Genomic DNA, 17,741 nt, shown 5'->3' with positions numbered 1-17,741 from the left:
CATATTTTTTGCATGCTATTTCTTTCATCCGTATATTAGTCGACCAAAGTTGTAGTTTATGTATAGAATGTTTTTTGTGCTAGTGGTTATAGCCACTTGCTTGGCTGCTTGTACACAAGAGCCCAAATCATTGACCGATGGGGTGTGGCGTGGCGTGTTGTTGACCGACTCGGCTGTTGAAATTCCTTTTAATTTTGAGATATACGATTCGCTTGGTAGCAAGCAATTGGCATTTATAAATGGCGATGAAAGATTGAACATCAATGAGGTGAGCGTGGAAGGTGATTCCGTATTTATCAAAACACCCTTGTACGAAAGTGAGATCAAGGCTGCCTTTACCTCCGAAGGTTTGTCGGGCCGTTGGTTGAAGCATTTGCCCGATCGTACCATAGAGATGCCGTTTAGCGCAAAGCCGAACGTAACTTACCGTTTTACGGAAGATCCCAAAAAAGCATTGTATGATGTGTCGGGAAGATGGTCTGTACAGTTTCTCCGCAATGGAGGGAAAGACACGGCACTGGCCGTGGGCGAGTTTACGCAAAAGGGCAATATCGTCAACGGTTCCTTCCTGACGCCTACAGGCGATTACAGGTACCTGAACGGTGTCGTGGACGGAAATATGCTTTTCTTGTCTGGTTTCAGTGGTTCGGGGGCCTCACTTTTCACGGCAGAACTGGCAAGCGATAGTGTTAACCTGATTAATGGACGCTCATTCAGCGGACCATCTGGCGTGACATCCTGGTTGGCAGGAAGAGATAATGATGCGGCCCTGCCCGATGCATACAAAATCACCTACTTGACGGAAGGAACGGATAAGATAGATTTTACTTTCAAAGACCTGGAAGGCAACGATGTTTCCTTGTCTGACAACCAATTTAAGAATAAAGTAGTCGTTGTACAGTTTATGGGGTCCTGGTGTCCCAATTGCATGGACGAAACCGCCTTTTTGGCTCCCTTTTATGATAAGTATAAATCCAAGGGATTGGAAATCATAGGGCTTGCCTATGAACGCTATAAGGAGCCTGAAAGAGCCAAAGCAGCCGTACTGAATTTAAAGAAGCGATTCCATGTGAATTATCCCTTGTTGCTTACGGGCTATACCAATGACAAGAAACTGGTGGAAGAGAGTATCAAGGGACTGGAAAACTTTGCTTCTTTCCCTACCACGATTTTGATAGATAAGACTGGAAAGGTGCGAAAGATTCATTCGGGCTTCTCCGGCCCGGCGACGGGACATTTCTACCATGAATTTGTGGAAGAATTCACAAGTGAGGTGGAAGGGTTGTTAAACGAGTAAACCATCCGTAGTCCCCGTCGCACGAACCTTCCCGGCAGACTCGGATAGTTACTGGTTGTTAAGGGTCTTCATCGCAATCCTCAGTTCATCATAGCTGTATTCATCATGCAACTGGTTTTTGATGGCGCTGAGCGATTGCTCAGCGGAGAAAGCTTTCAATTCCGTTAATAGTTTTTCTAGCCTATCGGCAGGTATGAGGTCTTTTCCTTCTAGCTCGGTTCCCAAAAAGCCGATGAGGTGTGACATGATGGTGCTCTCTGCAAATCCACGTTCTTTGGCGATTTCTTGAATGGTTTTGCCTTCTTTGAATAATGTCAAACTTATTTGTTTGGAATCGCCTTTTTTTGCGGATGTAGTTGAAATTCCAATTTCATCTATAGGGACGATTACCCGTTTGGTTTCGGCTGCATCTTGTAGTACACTGGAAAGGTTTTTTCCGGACGACAGGGCTTCAGTGATGGAAGTGCTGTGCTTTATTTGTGCTTCCTTCCGCTTAAGACTGATAAGCAGGCTGTTTATTTTTTTCGAAAATGCTTTGTTTTTCTTTGTGGATGCCCATAGCTTGGATTGCTCCGTAAAGGGGCGTATCAACTGTCTATCTATTTCCTCCTTGAACCATCCTACTGCTTTCAAGGTACGCTCGTGAATTTCATCATAGTCTATGTTGTCGTGCTCAAAACGTTTTCCTAGCCAGGTTTTAAACTTGTCGCCCACCTGGAGCATCTCTGCACAGTGCCTAGCCAATGGAGCGAGGGCCTCCTGGGCAAGCTTCCGGTCTACGGCTAACTTCTGAGGTGCACCTTGCAACAGTTCCTGAGCCTCTCGGCATAGCTTACTGAAACTAAAGGTTTCCAATAGGTTTCTCGCTAGAAAATACTTTTGCTCTGTTTGTAACAGATCGTCTACCTGCTCTTTTTGTAAGAACTGCTTGGAAAATGCCAGTACCTGTTGGTCGCTTTTGATACTTATGGAGGTGATCGGCGAACTTAGCACCAAGCCCTCCATATTGGTGAGTCGACTGAGTGCCACGTACACCTGACCGGGGGCAAAACTCCTGCCTGCGTCGATGATAGCCCTGTCAAAAGTAAGGCCTTGGCTCTTATGTATGGTCACCGCCCATGCCAAGCGAATGGGATATTGCGAAAATATGCCCAGCGTCTCCGATTCTATCTTGTCTTCTTGCTGATCATAGCTATAGCGGATGTTTTCCCATTTTTCGCGTTCCACTTCTATACCGCCCTCTTCTCCTTCAAAACGCACCTGAATTTTTCCGTCCCTGGAGATGTCCGTAATCGTGCCTATTTTACCATTGTAATAGCGTCTTTCTTCTCCCTTGTCGTTTTTGATGAACATGACCTGTGCTCCTTTTTTCAAGATCAACGTGCTCTCCGTGGGAAAGGTCAGGTTGCTGAATTCCCCCTTGATCTCGGCCTCGAACTTGTATTCTTTGTCGGGCAATTTGTCCAGTTCGCGTTGATTGATGGCATCAGCTAGGCGGTTATGCGAAGTCAAAGTGATATAGCTTTCTCCCTTTGTGGGAACAAAGCTGGGGATATGTCGTTGGTTAAGCAGGTTCAATTGTTCCCGTGTGCAGCAATTGTCGCGGACATTGTTCAGTAGCTCAATGAATGTCAAATCACTTTGTCTGTATATTTTATCCAATTGCAGCATGATGGGTGGACTCTGTTTTACGGCCAGGGCCTCAAAGAAAAACGGACTTTGATAATAACGTTGCATCAGTGCCATTTCATGGTGCTTGGTGACGGGTGGCAGCTGAAAAAGATCGCCTATGAACAATACCTGCACCCCACCGTAAGGAAGGGCACTTCTGCGTATGGAGCGCAAGATGGCATCTACCGCATCCAAGGCGTCTGCCCTGAGCATGGACACTTCATCTATGATCAGGAGTTCTAGTTCCTGGAGCAGTTGACGGCGTTCTTGGCTGAACCGCAATTGACCCAGTAAGCGGCGCCTATTGTAGATATGATTGTCACTTTCGTTCCATGCCAGCTCATAGTCATGCAGGTAGAGACCAAAAGGAAGCTGGAAAAGCGCATGCAGGGTAGTGCCACCGGCATTGATAGCCGCCACGCCGGTAGGGGCTACTATGACCATGTTCTTATGGCTATGTTGCCTGATATATTTCAGAAAGGTCGTCTTTCCCGTACCGGCCTTACCGGTCAGAAAGATGGAGCGTGCCGTATGGTTCACAAAGGATACAGCCTGTTGGAATGCATGGTTGTCTGGGTCGTAGTGTATCGTCTCGCTCATGGTGCTGATCAAAATAGGAAAAATAGAAGTAGCTGTCAAGGGATGTTGATATTTAAAGTGGGGAAAATTAAAATATCTTTGAGGTTATTTCCCTGTTGATTTTTTGGGACGAGAAATAAGAGGAGTTTTTTTGAGGATGAACAGGTCACCCCTTCGCAAAGACGCTTTTTTCAAAAACGGATTTTACCGTGCATCCGTTCTCACTTCCGGATTGACAGAAATGACAAATAAATGCTATATTAGCCTCAAAAAAATTTATGGCACTAGAAGAAAAAGCTGAAGTATTTTCCGAGATAGAGAAAGAATTGACCGATAAAGGTTTTCATATTGATAAGCAAGATCAAACCCGCCCTTGGGGAGGCTTCTTTGTCATAGATGAAAGCCAAGCACAGCAATTTGCCGATACGTATTTTGATGGACTGGACGTACAAGAGCTGAAGATTTCTGGTAAGCTGAGCCCCAAGATACTGGTGGTGGCACCGCAAAAGCGCCTTTCTTGGCAATACCACCATCGCCGTGCGGAGATATGGCGGGTGATTAAGGGAGAGGTAGGTGTAGTGGTAAGCGATACGGACTTGGAAACGGAAGTGGTGACCAAGTATCCAGGCGATATCATCAAATTGGAAAAGGGCGAGCGCCATCGTTTGGTAGGCCTCGATGGATGGGGAGTTCTTTCTGAAATCTGGCAACATACTGATGCGGAGCATCCTTCGGATGAAGAGGATATCGTGCGCGTGCAGGACGATTTTGGCCGTTAGGGTTCTGGGTATCCGTTAATTCATGCATCTAAAATCGTAACTCTAAAATCGTAACTCTAAAATCGTAAATTTCTCATACTATGGCGGAAAACGCGAACAATTACAATGAAGATAGCATCCGTTCCCTGGATTGGAAAGAACATATCCGCTTGCGCCCGGGGATGTATATCGGTAAGCTGGGCGATGGCTCGGCATATGACGACGGTATCTATGTCTTGCTGAAGGAGGTCGTTGACAATTCCATTGACGAATTTGTAATGGGTGCTGGCAAGACCATAGAGATATCGGTAAGCGATTACAAGGTGGCCGTGCGCGATTATGGGCGTGGTATTCCCATTGGTTCGGTAGTGGATGTGGTTTCCAAGATCAATACCGGAGGTAAATACGATAGTAAGGCTTTCCAGAAATCTGTGGGACTAAATGGCGTGGGTACAAAAGCGGTGAATGCGCTATCCAGCAATTTCGTAGTTCAATCCTATCGGAACGGGAAGACGCGGATTGCCGAATTTAGCAAGGGTGAGCTGCTGCATGACGAGGAGAAGGATACCACGCAAAGGAACGGTACGGCAGTCACTTTTGTGCCAGACGATTCCATTTTCAGAAACTACAAGTACCGTCCCGAATTTGTGGAAAACATGATATGGAACTACGTTTTCCTCAACACGGGATTGACGGTCAATTTCAATGGGCAGAAGTTTATCTCCGAGAACGGGTTGAAGGACCTTCTGGAGAGAAACATCGATACGGAAGCCATGCGCTATCCCATTATCCATCTCAAAGGGGAAGATATAGAAATTGCCTTGACCCACGGGCAGCAATACGGGGAGGAGTACTATTCCTTTGTCAATGGCCAGCATACCACGCAAGGAGGAACACATCAGGCCGCCTTTCGCGAAGCGATCGTGAAGACCATTAGGGAATTTTATAAAAAGGAATATGATGCCTCGGATATTCGTGCTTCTATCATTGGGGCAATAGCCATCAAAGTGCAGGAGCCGGTGTTTGAGTCGCAGACAAAAACGAAATTGGGCTCGCAAAGCGTGGGACCCGATGGGCCAACGGTACGTACCTTTATCAATGATTTTATCAAGAAAACCCTAGACGATTACCTGCATAAACATAGCGATACGGCAGATGCCCTGCTCAAACGCATCCTCCAGTCGGAAAGGGAACGCAAGGATATTGCGGGTATCAAAAAACTCGCCAACGAGAGGGCCAAGAAGGCTTCCCTACACAATAGGAAGCTGCGCGACTGCAAGGTTCATTTTGACGATAAGCACGAACGCAATCAAGAAACGACGCTCTTCATTACCGAAGGGGACTCTGCCAGCGGTTCCATCACCAAATCGAGGGATGTATTGACACAAGCGGTATTCAGCCTGAAAGGGAAGCCTTTGAATGCCTATGGGCTGACCAAAAAGGTGGTCTATGAGAACGAAGAATTCAATTTGCTGCAACATGCTCTGAATATAGAGGACGGACTGGATGGCTTGAGGTACAACAATATCGTCATTGCCACTGATGCCGATGTGGATGGGATGCATATTCGCTTGCTGCTGATGACCTTTTTCCTGCAGTTTTTCCCCGATCTGGTCAAGGCGGGGCATGTTTCCATCCTGCAAACGCCGCTGTTTCGTGTGCGCAACAAAAAGGAAACCATCTATTGCTATAGCGATGAAGAACGCCAACGAGCCATATTGAAATTGGGTGGCAAGCCAGAGATTACCCGCTTTAAGGGTTTGGGCGAGATCTCGCCTGAAGAGTTTGGTTTGTTCATCGGCAAGGATATGCGCCTGGATCCCGTGATTTTGTCCAAAGAGCAAAAGATAAAACAGCTGCTGGAGTACTATATGGGCAAGAATACGCCAGACAGGCAAAAGCATATTGTCAATAACCTGCGTATCGAACAAGATATAACGGAAAAGGAAAACGAATCCAGAGAAGAACTTGACCAAGCGGGATAGGCATGGAGCAAACGCTGATTCTGATTCAATGCAGGGATGAAGTGGGTTTGGTGTCATCCGTTTCACAGGTGGTTGCACGACATGGGATGAACATCATTACCATGCGTGAATTTGTAGACGAAACACAATCCCTGTTTTTTGCTAGATTCGTCTGTACAGGTCTAAAACACGAGGCAGATCTTATCAAGAACAGACTAGAAGAGGTGCTGCCGAAAGAGGCTTTGGTGAAGGTGCATCCCCCCAGTACCAAAAAATTGGCCATTATGGTGACCAAAGAACCCCATTGCCTTGGAGATATATTGGTAAGGCATTTTTTCCATACGCTTGGGGCGGACGTGGTATGTGTATTGGGCAATTATGAGGTACTGCGATCCTTTACAGAAAAATTTGGGATACCTTTTCATTTTGTAGATCATGTAGGCAAAAATAAGGAAGACTTTGAAAAGGAAATCCATCGTATATTGCTTACCTACGAGCCAGATTACGTGGTCTTGGCCAAGTTTATGCGTGTTTTATCTCCCGTTTTCATTAAGCACTATCCAGGGCGTATCATCAATATCCATCATTCGTTCCTTCCGGCTTTCGTGGGAGCCAATCCCTATAAGCAAGCTTTTGTGCGCGGCGTAAAGCTGATAGGGGCTACCGCCCATTTCGTGACGGACGATTTGGATGAAGGGCCTATTATAGCGCAGGATATCCGGCCTGTTAATCATACCTATAAGGCCGAAGATATGCGCCGTGCGGGAAAGGAGATCGAGAAATCGGTTTTGATCAAGGCCATCTCCCTGATTTTGGAAGATAGGGTATTTATGACGGGTAATAAGACCGTGGTGTTTGAATAAGGTAGGAGGGGTAAGGTTATGAGGTAGCTTTATAAAATGGCGGCTTTGGCCGACGCTAATGGAAAAATCACGTAAGCCATCAAAAAGAAATTAAACAATGTATATGATGTAAATGTTTAGAAAGTAGTGGTTTCTATATTCCCAACAGAACTGTTTGTATGATATTTAAAAGAATAGTACAGCCTTTTATTGCCTGTTTATTGATGATGTCTTTTTCATGTACCAACACAAAAGACGGCGGACAAGAAGATAGTGCAAAACAAGCTGCCCCCTCTCAGCAAGACATTGTCGTTGTGGGGCAGATAACTTATATCGGTGGTCTGCAGGTGCTGGTGAGTGACGAGAAAACAAATGCAAGATTGGGAGGGGGAAATCTCGTTGGTGATTCCTTGCGTGTCGTGGCAAAAGGACTTCGACCCAATATCGTCTATTACCTTACTTTAAAAGGTGCTAACGACGACATGCAACAACAGATTCCCTTTTTTCTAGCGGAGGGGCAAGATACGGTTGAAGTCGAATGGGCAAAAGATTCGCCAACAATAAACAGAAGGTTTTCCGTAGTTGCCCAGCACAAGGATCAGGAACTTCTAAATGCCTATGTGAGAGAAGTAGGCAAAAAGGAAGAGGAGCTAGCAAACCAAGTGGTGCAGGGTGGCAATGTGATGGTTGGAAAGATGGAGAAAGCAAAGACTATACAGCAGCTTATCCCAGAGATAAAGAAGGATCTTGTGCTGAAAGGAGAACCCTTGGTATCTACACTTTATCTCATGCTGCAACTGGACGATTTGAGGGCAAACGCTAAGCAATACGAAGAAATTTATCAAACGACGCCCGAAGCTGTTAAACAATCGATATACGGCAAGGATCTGGCTGCAAGATTTGAGATTATTTCCAAGCCGCCTACTTCTATTTCCTTCAAAGAGGAGCTGCAGGCAAAAGACAAAGAAAGGAAGGCCTTCGGTCCGGATGATTTCCCAAGAGCAGATCGTTTTGTGCTCTATTTTTGGGCTTCTTGGGATAGAACGACAAAAGCCCATATTTCGCGCTTGCAATCGATGTCCAAGCTTAACGATGATGATAAGGCACAATGGATTTTTCTGTCTATGGATGCACGGTATAGTGATTGGGATAAGACAAATCTGGGATTGCCGTATAATTATATGCTGGATGCAGGAAGTCAACAAACGCTGGTCAAAAATTGGTATATGACGGAATTGCCTTTTTTGATCGTAACGGATAAAGGAGGCAAGGTGCTGAGAGCGAGTAGTTCCCTGGATGAAATAGGAAATTACTTGTCACAATAAAGGTGTTCGAACAAATAATGGTGCAGATCCTTGTGACCATGCTTTTTTATGCTATTTTTGTTCTTATTTAAAATTGTTTTAAACAGAAAAAACAGCATGAATCGTATTTTTAATTTAATCCTTTTAATGGCTGTAGTGGTCGTGGGGACTGCTTTTATTAACAAAAGGGCCGATAAGTACACACTAGATGTACAAAAATCGAAAATTTCTTGGCAAGCAGACAAAATTGTGGGTAGTGGACACAAGGGAGAAATTCCTTTTACATCGGGTAGCTTGTTGGTAGAAAAGGAAGCTTTAGTGGGCGGAGATTTTGTAGCCAATGTAGATGGTCTGAAAATCACTGGCGAGTCCAACCCCGGTAGGCTGGAAGGCCACCTTAAAAACGAAGATTTCTTCGAGACCAATAAATATCCGACAGCTACCTTCAAGATTACAAAGGTGGCTTATAGCAGCAAGGACAAGGCTACCGTCACGGGTGATTTGACCATTAAGGGCATTACCAACGCTATTAGTTTCCCGGCTACGATACACAGTTCTGCGCAACAGATACATGCTGTGGCCGAAGGTATTAAGATAGATAGGACAAAATTCAATGTGAAATACCGTTCAGGTAGTTTTTTCTCTGATTTGGGAGACAAGGCTATTAAGGATGAATTTACCTTGGATATTGAATTAGTTGCCAAGAAATAGGAGTCGCAAGATTTATTTTCTTTTATCTAATGGGGCTGATACTATGCGAGTGCAAAGGTATCAGCCCCATTTTTATTACATCACGTTTTCTGTACTGCTTATCAGGTCGTCACCGTTCATTTCCTCCTGCATGGCCATCAGTGTTCTATTGGCTACTTCTTCATCAAGGTAGGCCGAGCGGTAATTGCTGGATATACCATTAATAAATAGCACCGAGCGGCCTTTCACCATATTGATAACCTGATCGACCTGCTTATCCGAAACAGCCGGACATCCCAAGCTGCGCCCCATTCTATTTTGGCTTTTCAGCATATGTTCGCCTACATAGGATGCTCCGTGCAGTACAATGGCCCTGCCTCTGGCGTTGCTATTGAATCCTTTGTCCAGTCCGTCCAAACGCAATGAACGTCCATGTTTCCCGCGATATTCCTCTCCTGTGAGGTAGAAACCTAAACTACTTTGATTGGAATTATTTCTGTCTGAGAATACGGTGGCCTCTTCATTTCCACTCCCCCTGCCGTGGGCCACGTAAGTCTTAAGGAGTAGCCGTCTGGTGGCTACATCTACGATCCAGAGCCTAGGGAGCCTACTTGGCAGACTAAAGTCGGCAATGGAGATGATGGACGATCTCGCCTTGCCTTGCGCTTTCAGGTTGAGGTATCCCGTATATGCTTTACGAAAAACCATGCTATCCAAACCGGATTCATCCAGCAGGGCCCCATGATATATTTTGGATGTTTGGTTTTCCATGAGCCTATGACTCTTGTTTTCTTCCTCTAGGTTTGCGTGCTTTGTCGTTTTCCTATTATTTTTGGCGTGTGATAAGGTCGATCCGCTGTGGTAACTTTTCCATCCCAGACTGCCAATGAGGCACACAATCAGGACAGGTAAAAGGCGTTTTTTTCTAAGAGTCATGTGGTATTTTTTGTTGTTCTATGCTGTTCGCTTTTCAGCAAGTTCCATTTATAACGATATCAATGGGTTGTTATTGTGTAAGATACAAAATTAGGTAGAAAAAATATATCTTTCTAGGATAAAAGGATAAATAATGTAAACACAAATTCAGTTTTTCAATTCTAGTGGATTGTTTTCGTTTTCAATGCTGCATCTCTAGCTCACTACTTGCCAGACGGGACAAGGGGCAGTATCGCTGGCAACAGATGACTTGTTTTATTGAACGCGATTATAAATCTAATTTTTTATCTAAATTTGGTTTATCTACGACTACGTATGCGTCTTTTTTCTATAATACCGCTCTTCCTATTTTTGCTTGCTTTCGGCGAGCCGTTGCATTCTTTTTCTCAGTCAAAGGATCGCGTTATCGCAGTGGCCGAATATCGGTATGAACACGTCATGGATACCTCGAGACCGTCAGATCGCTATATGGAGCATATGGTGTTAACCTTGAGCAAGGAAAGCTCGGTTTTCTTTAGTGGGGCGCTGGCAGAGGCGCAGGGGAACTTCAAGGCTAGGCCAGTACTAACAGAACAAAACGGCGCGACTACGGTCAAGGCAAACGTCAAGAGATATTACTTCCCGCAGGAACTATATGTTGACCATGTCAAGGGTACTCTGTTTGTTGTGGAGAAAATAGTAAATCCTTTTTTGTATGAAGATGCCTATCCCAAGATAAACTGGGACATATCTTCTGATAGTCAGGTTATCCAGGGTGTTGCCTGTCAAAAGGCAGTTGGAGGGTTTGGGGGAAGGACCTGGACGGTTTGGTTCAGTTCGGAGATTCCCTTTTCGGCCGGGCCATGGAAATTGGTTGGTTTGCCTGGGCTGATCGTGAAGGCGACGGATGAAAGGAACAGTATCAATTTTGCATTGATCTCTTTCCAGCGTGTTGATGAAGGAGAAGGGCAGGTCGCAATCCCTGAGACACGGCTAACTACCGCTATTCCTGATGATGCACGCATCATAAAAACAGATAAAAAGCATGTGGCAAGGCTCTGGGATGCCTATTCCAAAAACAAGGACGAATTTGTCCGTTCGCAGATACGAGCTGCAAACGGGGTTATTAGCGATCTTATTTCCCTAGAATCATTGGCATCAAAACCCTATTGCAACAATCCGATTGAATTGCGGTGATATAGCTCCGTACCATGTGCCAAAATCCCTAAGTTTAACTTACAAATTGAAAGTCGCCCTCAATATGGCCATCCTTCCCCTGATCTCGTATCGGTTGACGGAGAAGCGGTTGGAGGAGAGGGAGAAGACCTCGTAGTCGCGCACGTTGGCCAGGTTGGTGAGGTCCAGCTCCAGGTCGGTGCGCCATTTGCTCACCTTGTAGCGGACGTTGGCGTCGGTGAAGAGGTAGCTGATGTCGGCGGCGTTGGCCTGTGTGGCCTGGATGTGCCTGGCCCTGGCGGTGAGGAAGAGCCCCCTGGCGGGCGAGTAGCCCAGGGAGGCGTTCTGGTCCAGGCGCCTCATGCGGTTGTCCAGCGCGTTGCCGGGGCTACCGTCGGTAGACAGCTGGCGGCTGGTGTTCCAGGTGCCCGTGCCGCTGTAGCTCAGCGAGACGCTGCCGAAGAACTTGCTCTCCAGGCCGAGGGTGGCGCTGAGGGCATCGTTGTTGAAGGGCAGCATCTGCCCGTTGATGAACTGGTTGTAGCGGGTGCGCCCCCAGCTGGACTTGAGCGAGGCGGTGGTGCCCAGGCCGAAGAGGTACTTGCTGATGCCCGCATTGGCGCTCAGGGTGCTCTGGTCGTTCTGGTAGGGCAGCAGCACGGTGCGCTGCACGTTGTCCGTCAGCTCGCTGGCAAGGATGGAGTTGACGCTGACGCGGCTGTAGTTGATGCCGGCATTGGCGAAGAGCATGGTGATGGAGCGCTGGAAGTTGTAGTACAGGCCGGTGCCGGAGGTATTGGTCTCCTGCAGCTCGGCATCGTTGGCCCGCAGGGAGCGGTAGTTGGTCAGGACGGTGCCCCTGTACACGCCGCTGATATTGCCCACATTGTTGCTGTACATGTAGTTGGCCTGCAGGTAGTCCTCGGCGTTGAGGAAGTACTTGAGCCTGGCGTTGGGGTTGAGGAAGAACTGGTCCTTGCGCTCGTCCAGTCCGTACTCGTCCTGGCTGTAGCGTATGCGCTGGGCGATGAGCGGCAAGGAGAGGTTGGCCTCCCATTTGCCCTTTTTGAGTTCGTAGGAGGCGTTGAGGTAGGCACGGTCTCGCGCCCAGCGCAGGGCGTTGCCCACATCCCCGGCATAGTCCGTGACGGTGCCGTCCGGCTGCGCCAGGTCCAGGTCGGAATTGAGCCTCTGCCGCTCGTTCATCACCCCCAGCTGGTAGCTCTGCTTGATGAGGTGGCGGGTGATGCGGTAGGCGGCCGATGCGTTGCTGAAGAAGGTGGGCGTCTCGGCATACTGCGATATGGCCGCATAGGGCAGCCCGCCGTTCAGTATATCGGCGTTGAGGCCACTGCCCACGTAGAGGCGCTGGGGGCTGTTGTAGTAGTTGGCGTACCAGCGCAGGTCCACGATGTCCCTGTTCTTCAGCGCGGGGGTGAAGGCCAGGTCGTTGGAGATGTCCCTGGTACGCTCGCGCAGGCGCTGGTCGAAGGCCTCCCCGTTGAAGTCCATGTAGCTGGAGTTGCCCTCGCCCGAGAAGTTGAGGCTAAGCTTGTCGTTCAGGAAATAGGATTCCTTGTTGGCCATGGCCGTCAGCGAGGTGTTGACCTGGAAGGGCTTTCGCACGGCCCGCTGCAGCTCGTCGTAGCGTATGGTATCTCCGGCCAGATAGTTGTCCACGCGGCTGGTATAGTTGAGGGTGTTGCGGTCCAGGAAGCCCTGTATGTTGGACTTGAGCTGCAGGCCGCCCTTGGTATTGACGAGGTTGTTGGCGTTGATGACGCCCGAGTTGTTGAGGTAGTAGTTCCTGCGGGGCAGGTCGGGGTTGCCGGCCGTGCCGGCCGATAGCAGGGCGCCGGGGCGGGTGTTGCCCACCCCGCTGAGGAAGCCCGACAGGCCGAACTGCTCGAAGTCGCCGCGGTAGTCCACCCCGCTGTTGTTGGCCTTGGCCGAGTTGAGCATCTTGAACTTCTTGTTGAAGAGCATGGTGTTCAGGGCGGCGTCGTACTGCTCGGGGAGTCCCCCGCCCAGCATGGCCTGCCCGGAGAGCTTGAGGCTGTTCTCGTCCTTGAGCACCAGGTTCATGGCCACGTTGTCGGTATAGGTCTTGTTCTGCAGCACCTTGATGGGCTGGTGGTGCTGCATGATGTCCACGCTCTTGATCATGTCCTTGGTGATGGCCTTGGTGGCCAGCCCGTAGCGGCCGTCCATCAGGTCGTCGCCGTGAATGTAGAGGTTGGAGATGGTCCTGCCGTTGTAGGATATCTGGCCGCTCTCGGCCACCTCCACGCCGGGCATGCGGCGTATGACGTCGCCTATGCTGCGGTCCTCGGCCTGTGCGAAGGACTCCACGTCGTAGCTCAGCGTGTCGCCCCTGCTCTCGATGCGGGGCCTGCTCTTCACCTGCACCTCGGAGAGGTCGATGGCCTTTTCCTCCATGGTGATGTCGTAGGCGTACCTGCCCTCGGTGAGCCGCTGCTGCACCCTTGCGTAGCCCAGGTGGTTGATCTCGATGGAGAGGGAGGACAGCCTTGCCGTGTCGGGAAGGGCAATGGCGTACCTGCCCTCGGCATTGCTGTTGTTGAAGCCGATGATGCGGCCCTGGGCGTTCTTCAGCATCACGCTGGCATGGGCCACGGGCTTGCCGGTAGTGTCCTTGAGCTGGCCCGAGAGCCGCTTTTGTTGGGCAAAAGTGGATAGATGCATCAAGGATAGAGCAACTAGGGTAAGGTAAAGGCTTTTCATGCTTGTGAGGTATTAGTTTTCCAACTCTAATGGATTGTTTTGTTGTTTCGGTTTGAAGTTTGCACCAGCACCGGCTGGCCTTCCGGCCGCCACCGAGGTGGCACCGGTGGTAGCCTTGATGAACGAGCTGGGGTCGGCTAGAAATGCCTGATGAATTTTGTTGAAATTTTTTTGACTTAACTTTTTGATTTTGATATCTTTCGGTACAGCGATGACGGTGTTTCGCTGCGGCAGTTGTTCAAAACCGAGGTATTGAAATGCCACTTCCCCTTTATTGTCGGCTGCTTCGAGTATCAATCCGGGCAGACCTTGCAGTTTCCATGGGCCGAATGGGAAAGGAACATCGGCAGAAAACCATGCCGTGTAGGTTCTTCCCTTGAAATGTGCAATGGCTTTCTGTGCGTTATAACCGCCTATTTCCTTGTTTTCATCTACTATCTGCCACGGTATATTTGGGAGGGTGTCCGATATGAGGAACATGCTCTCTATGATGCGTTCTACGGTGTAGCTTTTGTTTTCCTTGGGAAAGGAAATTTGTGAGGCAGTTTTTTCCAATAGGCTGTTCAGGTCAAAATTGGCGTCCGATCCGCCGGCAGCTTTGTGCTGGTAAAATTGCGATTCTTCTTCGGCTACTCTTCTATAGAGACTGGCCTCTTTTCCTAAGTATAACACCATATCCTCTTGACGTGGCTTATCGCGTTGCGTAGTGTCATCTATATAGACGAAATGATAGGTTGCCTTGGCAATGATCGTGTTGGCCTGCTGTGCGTTTGCGCTGAATGCCAGTATGGCGTTTAGTGCGAGTATCCAATAGTTTTTTTTGCTTTTCATTTTGCTCCCTTCAATTCTAAAGGATTGTTTTTGTTTTTCTTTTTGGCGTTGGGGTTCGAGGTGGTACCACTGCTGACAGTGACCGATCTGATGCCGGCTACTTCGGCGGACGTAGGGGATGTAACGTTGGGTGTACTCATTGTGACACTACTCCCTGGTCTCACATTGCTGCCAGCAGCCCTAAAAGCAGCACTTGGATCTTTTCTAAAGGCCTCAAATGCTTTGTCAAATGCTTTTTGATTGGTCTTGATGGCTTTTTCCGATGCCAGTAGACTTTCCTGTTGCTCTCCCTCTAGTTTGTCAAATGCGAGATACTTGAATTGAACTTCCTGTTTGTCGTCTTCGGCTTCGATGATGAGGCCAGGCAATCCGCTCAGTTTCCACGGGCCAAAAGGAAAGGGAAGTTCAGTGGTAAACCAGGCCGTGTAGTTCCTGCCCGCATAATTGGTGGTGGCTTTTTGGCAGGTGTAACCGCTGATATCCTTGGTCTCTTCGCTGATTTGCCAAGCTAGTTCCGGATATTTTTCCTCGATAAGGTATTCCGTCCCAGCTATACGGTCTGTTTTGTAAAATTTATTGTCTTTAGGCTGGTTATAGTATATGGTGTTGGAACGGCTTTTTCCGCCAAGATCAATATTGAGCTTGATATCGCTGTTTCCTTTTTGTTCTTCCATCTGCCGTTTCAGCTCCTGCTGACCCTTGATAGCGGTATAGCTTTTATACACGCTAGAGCTAGGGCCGATGAGCAATAACATATCCTCCATGTAGGGGTTGTCTTGCTGCGTGGTATCGTCTATATGGATGAATTCGTATTTGATTTGGGCCATGGCGGTGTCTTCTTCCTGTGCACGAGCGGAAGTTAAGGCACTAAGTAGCAGTATTGCTGAAATGAGGTGTCTTTTCATGTTGGGAACAATAATATGTCTAAAAATATTTAATTATTATTCTACGAATATATCGTAATTCTATGGTTTTGCCAAATGAAATATGTTAAAATTGTTGATGCCATGCAATTAAGAAGGCAAAAGGGGCAATGGTTGATGTCCCGTTTTACCTTGATCTTGCGGAGCGGACATAGCTAGTTGTGGAACTGCCACTACTTGCCTTTCGTCTATCTTTTGGTGTTCAGTTCTATCGGGTTGTTATTTCTCTCTTTGGCTTCTTTCAATGCCCGGAGACGATTGGCATTTGCTTCGTCTGCCGAGATCTCTCTCCCAGATTGGTCCTTAAAAACCCTTTTGACTATGGCTCCGGGAGGTGCATTCATTCCAGCGGTCGGATTTTGCTCAAAAGCTTCTTTGGCATTGGCAAAATTCTTTTCGGTAGTCTTCAATGCCCCTTCGGGTAACGCGATTTGCGGGGCGTCTGTTTCCAGCTTTTGGAGCTCCTTGAACCTGAATATAACCTCTTCCTTGCTGTCGGCTATTTCAAGTATGACACCCGGAAGCCCTGAAAATTTCCAGGGACCTGCCGAGAAAGGCAGTTCCGGGCAAAACCATGCGCTATAATCGCGACCGGCATAATGACCAGTAGCCAGTTGACAGTCATAACCACCTATTTCTTTCGTGTCCTCCTTTATTTGCCAGTCTATCTTGGGCAAGGGGTTTTCTATAAGGTAATCGTTCATGCCCAGTTTACTGGAAGTTACGAGCTTTCCTTGCCCGGGAAATTGAAAGAGATCATCGTTCGACATCCCCGCTCCTCCAAAGGAGAAGCTTCGACTGGTTGTGAAATTCCTGGCCCGCTCGGGACCAAGTGTCTCCAGCAGTTTTTCTTGTGCAGCTTTCATGGCTTTTTCTTTCGTAAGACTTTTGTAGACACTTCCTTTTTCTCCCAAATAGAGGATCATTTCTTCTTTGATCGGCTTTTCCCTGTTAGTCGTATCGTTGACATGTACAAAATCATATGTGATACTGACGAGTGCAGTGTTGGCTTCCTGCGCCAGCGCGTGGCAACCGCCCGTAAGCAGCTGTGCAATAAAGAAGAGTGTAGCGAAATGTTTCATATGATACTTGTTATTCTCTGAATGATTAATTGATTTACGAAAATATCGTAATAATGTGACAATTACAAATGTAGAGCATGTTAAAAATTGTTAAGATTTCTAAAGAGGCGAACGAATAGAAAATTTCACTATATTGGACGGAAATAGAGTTGATGTATATCAAAAATGTTTAAACCAAAAAAAGCTGCATAATTATGTCCTATATCAATCTTATAACAGAAATAGAAGGGAATATAGCCACTATTGCAATCAATAGGGAAAAAGCACTGAATGCGCTGAATAAGGTCACCTTGGATGAATTGTACTCGGCTTTCAGCGAGGTCTTCAACGACGATCGGGTTCGTGGGATTGTTTTAACAGGGCAAGGGGAGAAGGCTTTTGTAGCGGGCGCTGACATCAAGGAGTTTTTGGGTCGTACAAAGGAAGAGGGCATGGATATGGCCCGTGCAGGACATCGGCTGTTTGACTTCATACAGAATGCACCGAAACCAGTAGTTGCTGCCATCAATGGCTTTGCCTTGGGAGGTGGCTTGGAGTTGGCTTTGGCTTGCCATATACGTATCGCTTCTACTACAGCCAAGATGGGCTTGCCCGAAGTTTCACTGGGCATTATCCCCGGATACGGTGGTACGCAACGTCTGTCTCAATTGGTGGGAAAAGGCTTTGCATTTGAAATGATCCTTACGGGCAATATGGTAGAGGCAGAACGAGCGTTACAAATAGGTCTTGTCAATCATGTAGTCTCGGGGGAGGAGCTGCTGACCAAGGCAAAGGAAATGCTTGATGTGGTTGCCAGTCGCTCACCCAAAGCCATATCAGCGGCTATTCGGGCTATCAATGCAGTATTTGGCCAAAAAGGATTTGAAGTAGAGATCCAGGAATTTGGATCTTGTTTTGGCAACAGCGAGTTTCAGGAAGGTGTTTCTGCCTTTTTGGAAAAAAGAAAACCAAAGTTTTAAATTGC

General features: G+C 47.6%; 14 protein-coding genes. 8 read left to right on the top strand and 6 right to left on the bottom strand.

Annotation, left to right across the window (positions count from 1 at the left end; all coding sequences use genetic code 11):
• Positions 1 to 58: 58 nt before the first annotated feature.
• On the top strand, positions 59 to 1,297 hold the full coding sequence (locus A37S_RS0103430) for a peroxiredoxin family protein (protein WP_028295774.1): 1,239 nt from the start codon (positions 59 to 61) through the stop codon (positions 1,295 to 1,297).
• A 48-nt stretch (positions 1,298 to 1,345) separates the two neighbouring features.
• On the opposite strand, the gene A37S_RS0103425 is transcribed toward A37S_RS0103430, so the two are convergent.
• Positions 1,346 to 3,568: a helix-turn-helix domain-containing protein gene (locus A37S_RS0103425; protein ID WP_028295773.1), complete on the bottom strand. Its 2,223-nt coding sequence runs from the start codon at positions 3,566 to 3,568 to the stop codon at positions 1,346 to 1,348.
• Positions 3,569 to 3,825: 257 nt separating this feature from the next.
• Between A37S_RS0103425 and A37S_RS0103420 the strand changes: the two genes are divergently transcribed.
• The 5 genes from A37S_RS0103420 to A37S_RS0103400 all read left to right on the top strand — a co-directional run bounded on the left by A37S_RS0103420 (position 3,826) and on the right by A37S_RS0103400 (position 9,126).
• Positions 3,826 to 4,326, top strand: coding sequence for a cupin domain-containing protein (locus A37S_RS0103420; RefSeq protein WP_028295772.1), 501 nt, complete (start codon positions 3,826 to 3,828; stop codon positions 4,324 to 4,326).
• 80 nt (positions 4,327 to 4,406) lie between these two features.
• On the top strand, positions 4,407 to 6,290 hold the full coding sequence (locus A37S_RS0103415; protein WP_028295771.1) for a DNA topoisomerase IV subunit B: 1,884 nt from the start codon (positions 4,407 to 4,409) through the stop codon (positions 6,288 to 6,290).
• Between the two features lie 2 nt (positions 6,291 to 6,292).
• On the top strand, positions 6,293 to 7,132 hold the full coding sequence (purU, locus tag A37S_RS0103410) for a formyltetrahydrofolate deformylase (RefSeq protein ID WP_028295770.1): 840 nt from the start codon (positions 6,293 to 6,295) through the stop codon (positions 7,130 to 7,132).
• Between the two features lie 158 nt (positions 7,133 to 7,290).
• Positions 7,291 to 8,436, top strand: a complete 1,146-nt coding sequence (locus A37S_RS0103405) for a thioredoxin family protein (RefSeq protein ID WP_084163737.1) — start codon at positions 7,291 to 7,293, stop codon at positions 8,434 to 8,436.
• A gap of 96 nt (positions 8,437 to 8,532) precedes the next feature.
• Entirely contained in the window at positions 8,533 to 9,126 is a 594-nt protein-coding gene (locus tag A37S_RS0103400; protein ID WP_028295768.1) for a YceI family protein, read from the top strand.
• 75 nt (positions 9,127 to 9,201) lie between these two features.
• Here the strand turns inward: A37S_RS0103400 and A37S_RS23485 are convergent, their stop codons facing one another.
• A complete protein-coding gene (locus A37S_RS23485) occupies positions 9,202 to 10,041 on the bottom strand; it encodes a murein L,D-transpeptidase catalytic domain family protein (protein ID WP_084163735.1) in 840 nt (279 codons plus the stop codon).
• Positions 10,042 to 10,356: 315 nt separating this feature from the next.
• Here A37S_RS23485 and A37S_RS26085 point away from each other — a divergent pair, with 315 nt between their 5' ends.
• Positions 10,357 to 11,217 carry a GLPGLI family protein gene (locus A37S_RS26085; protein WP_051292694.1) on the top strand — a complete coding sequence of 287 codons (861 nt, stop codon included), beginning with the start codon at positions 10,357 to 10,359 and terminating at the stop codon, positions 11,215 to 11,217.
• A gap of 39 nt (positions 11,218 to 11,256) precedes the next feature.
• Here the strand turns inward: A37S_RS26085 and A37S_RS0103385 are convergent, their stop codons facing one another.
• The 4 genes from A37S_RS0103385 to A37S_RS26075 form a co-directional block, all read right to left on the bottom strand.
• Positions 11,257 to 13,941: a carboxypeptidase-like regulatory domain-containing protein gene (locus tag A37S_RS0103385; protein WP_028295767.1), complete on the bottom strand. Its 2,685-nt coding sequence runs from the start codon at positions 13,939 to 13,941 to the stop codon at positions 11,257 to 11,259.
• Between the two features lie 12 nt (positions 13,942 to 13,953).
• Positions 13,954 to 14,772: a GLPGLI family protein gene (locus tag A37S_RS0103380; protein ID WP_028295766.1), complete on the bottom strand. Its 819-nt coding sequence runs from the start codon at positions 14,770 to 14,772 to the stop codon at positions 13,954 to 13,956.
• Positions 14,769 to 15,677, bottom strand: a complete 909-nt coding sequence (locus A37S_RS26080; protein ID WP_028295765.1) for a GLPGLI family protein — start codon at positions 15,675 to 15,677, stop codon at positions 14,769 to 14,771. The genes A37S_RS0103380 and A37S_RS26080 overlap by 4 nt, the downstream gene beginning before the upstream one ends.
• A gap of 206 nt (positions 15,678 to 15,883) precedes the next feature.
• Entirely contained in the window at positions 15,884 to 16,777 is an 894-nt protein-coding gene (locus tag A37S_RS26075; protein WP_028295764.1) for a GLPGLI family protein, read from the bottom strand.
• Between the two features lie 194 nt (positions 16,778 to 16,971).
• Here A37S_RS26075 and A37S_RS0103365 point away from each other — a divergent pair, with 194 nt between their 5' ends.
• Positions 16,972 to 17,736 carry an enoyl-CoA hydratase/isomerase family protein gene (locus A37S_RS0103365; protein ID WP_028295763.1) on the top strand — a complete coding sequence of 255 codons (765 nt, stop codon included), beginning with the start codon at positions 16,972 to 16,974 and terminating at the stop codon, positions 17,734 to 17,736.
• Positions 17,737 to 17,741 lie beyond the last annotated feature (5 nt).

Source organism: Olivibacter sitiensis DSM 17696, assembly GCF_000427965.1.
GTDB lineage: Bacteria > Bacteroidota > Bacteroidia > Sphingobacteriales > Sphingobacteriaceae > Olivibacter > Olivibacter sitiensis.
This window is presented reverse-complemented; position numbering and strand designations above follow the sequence as displayed.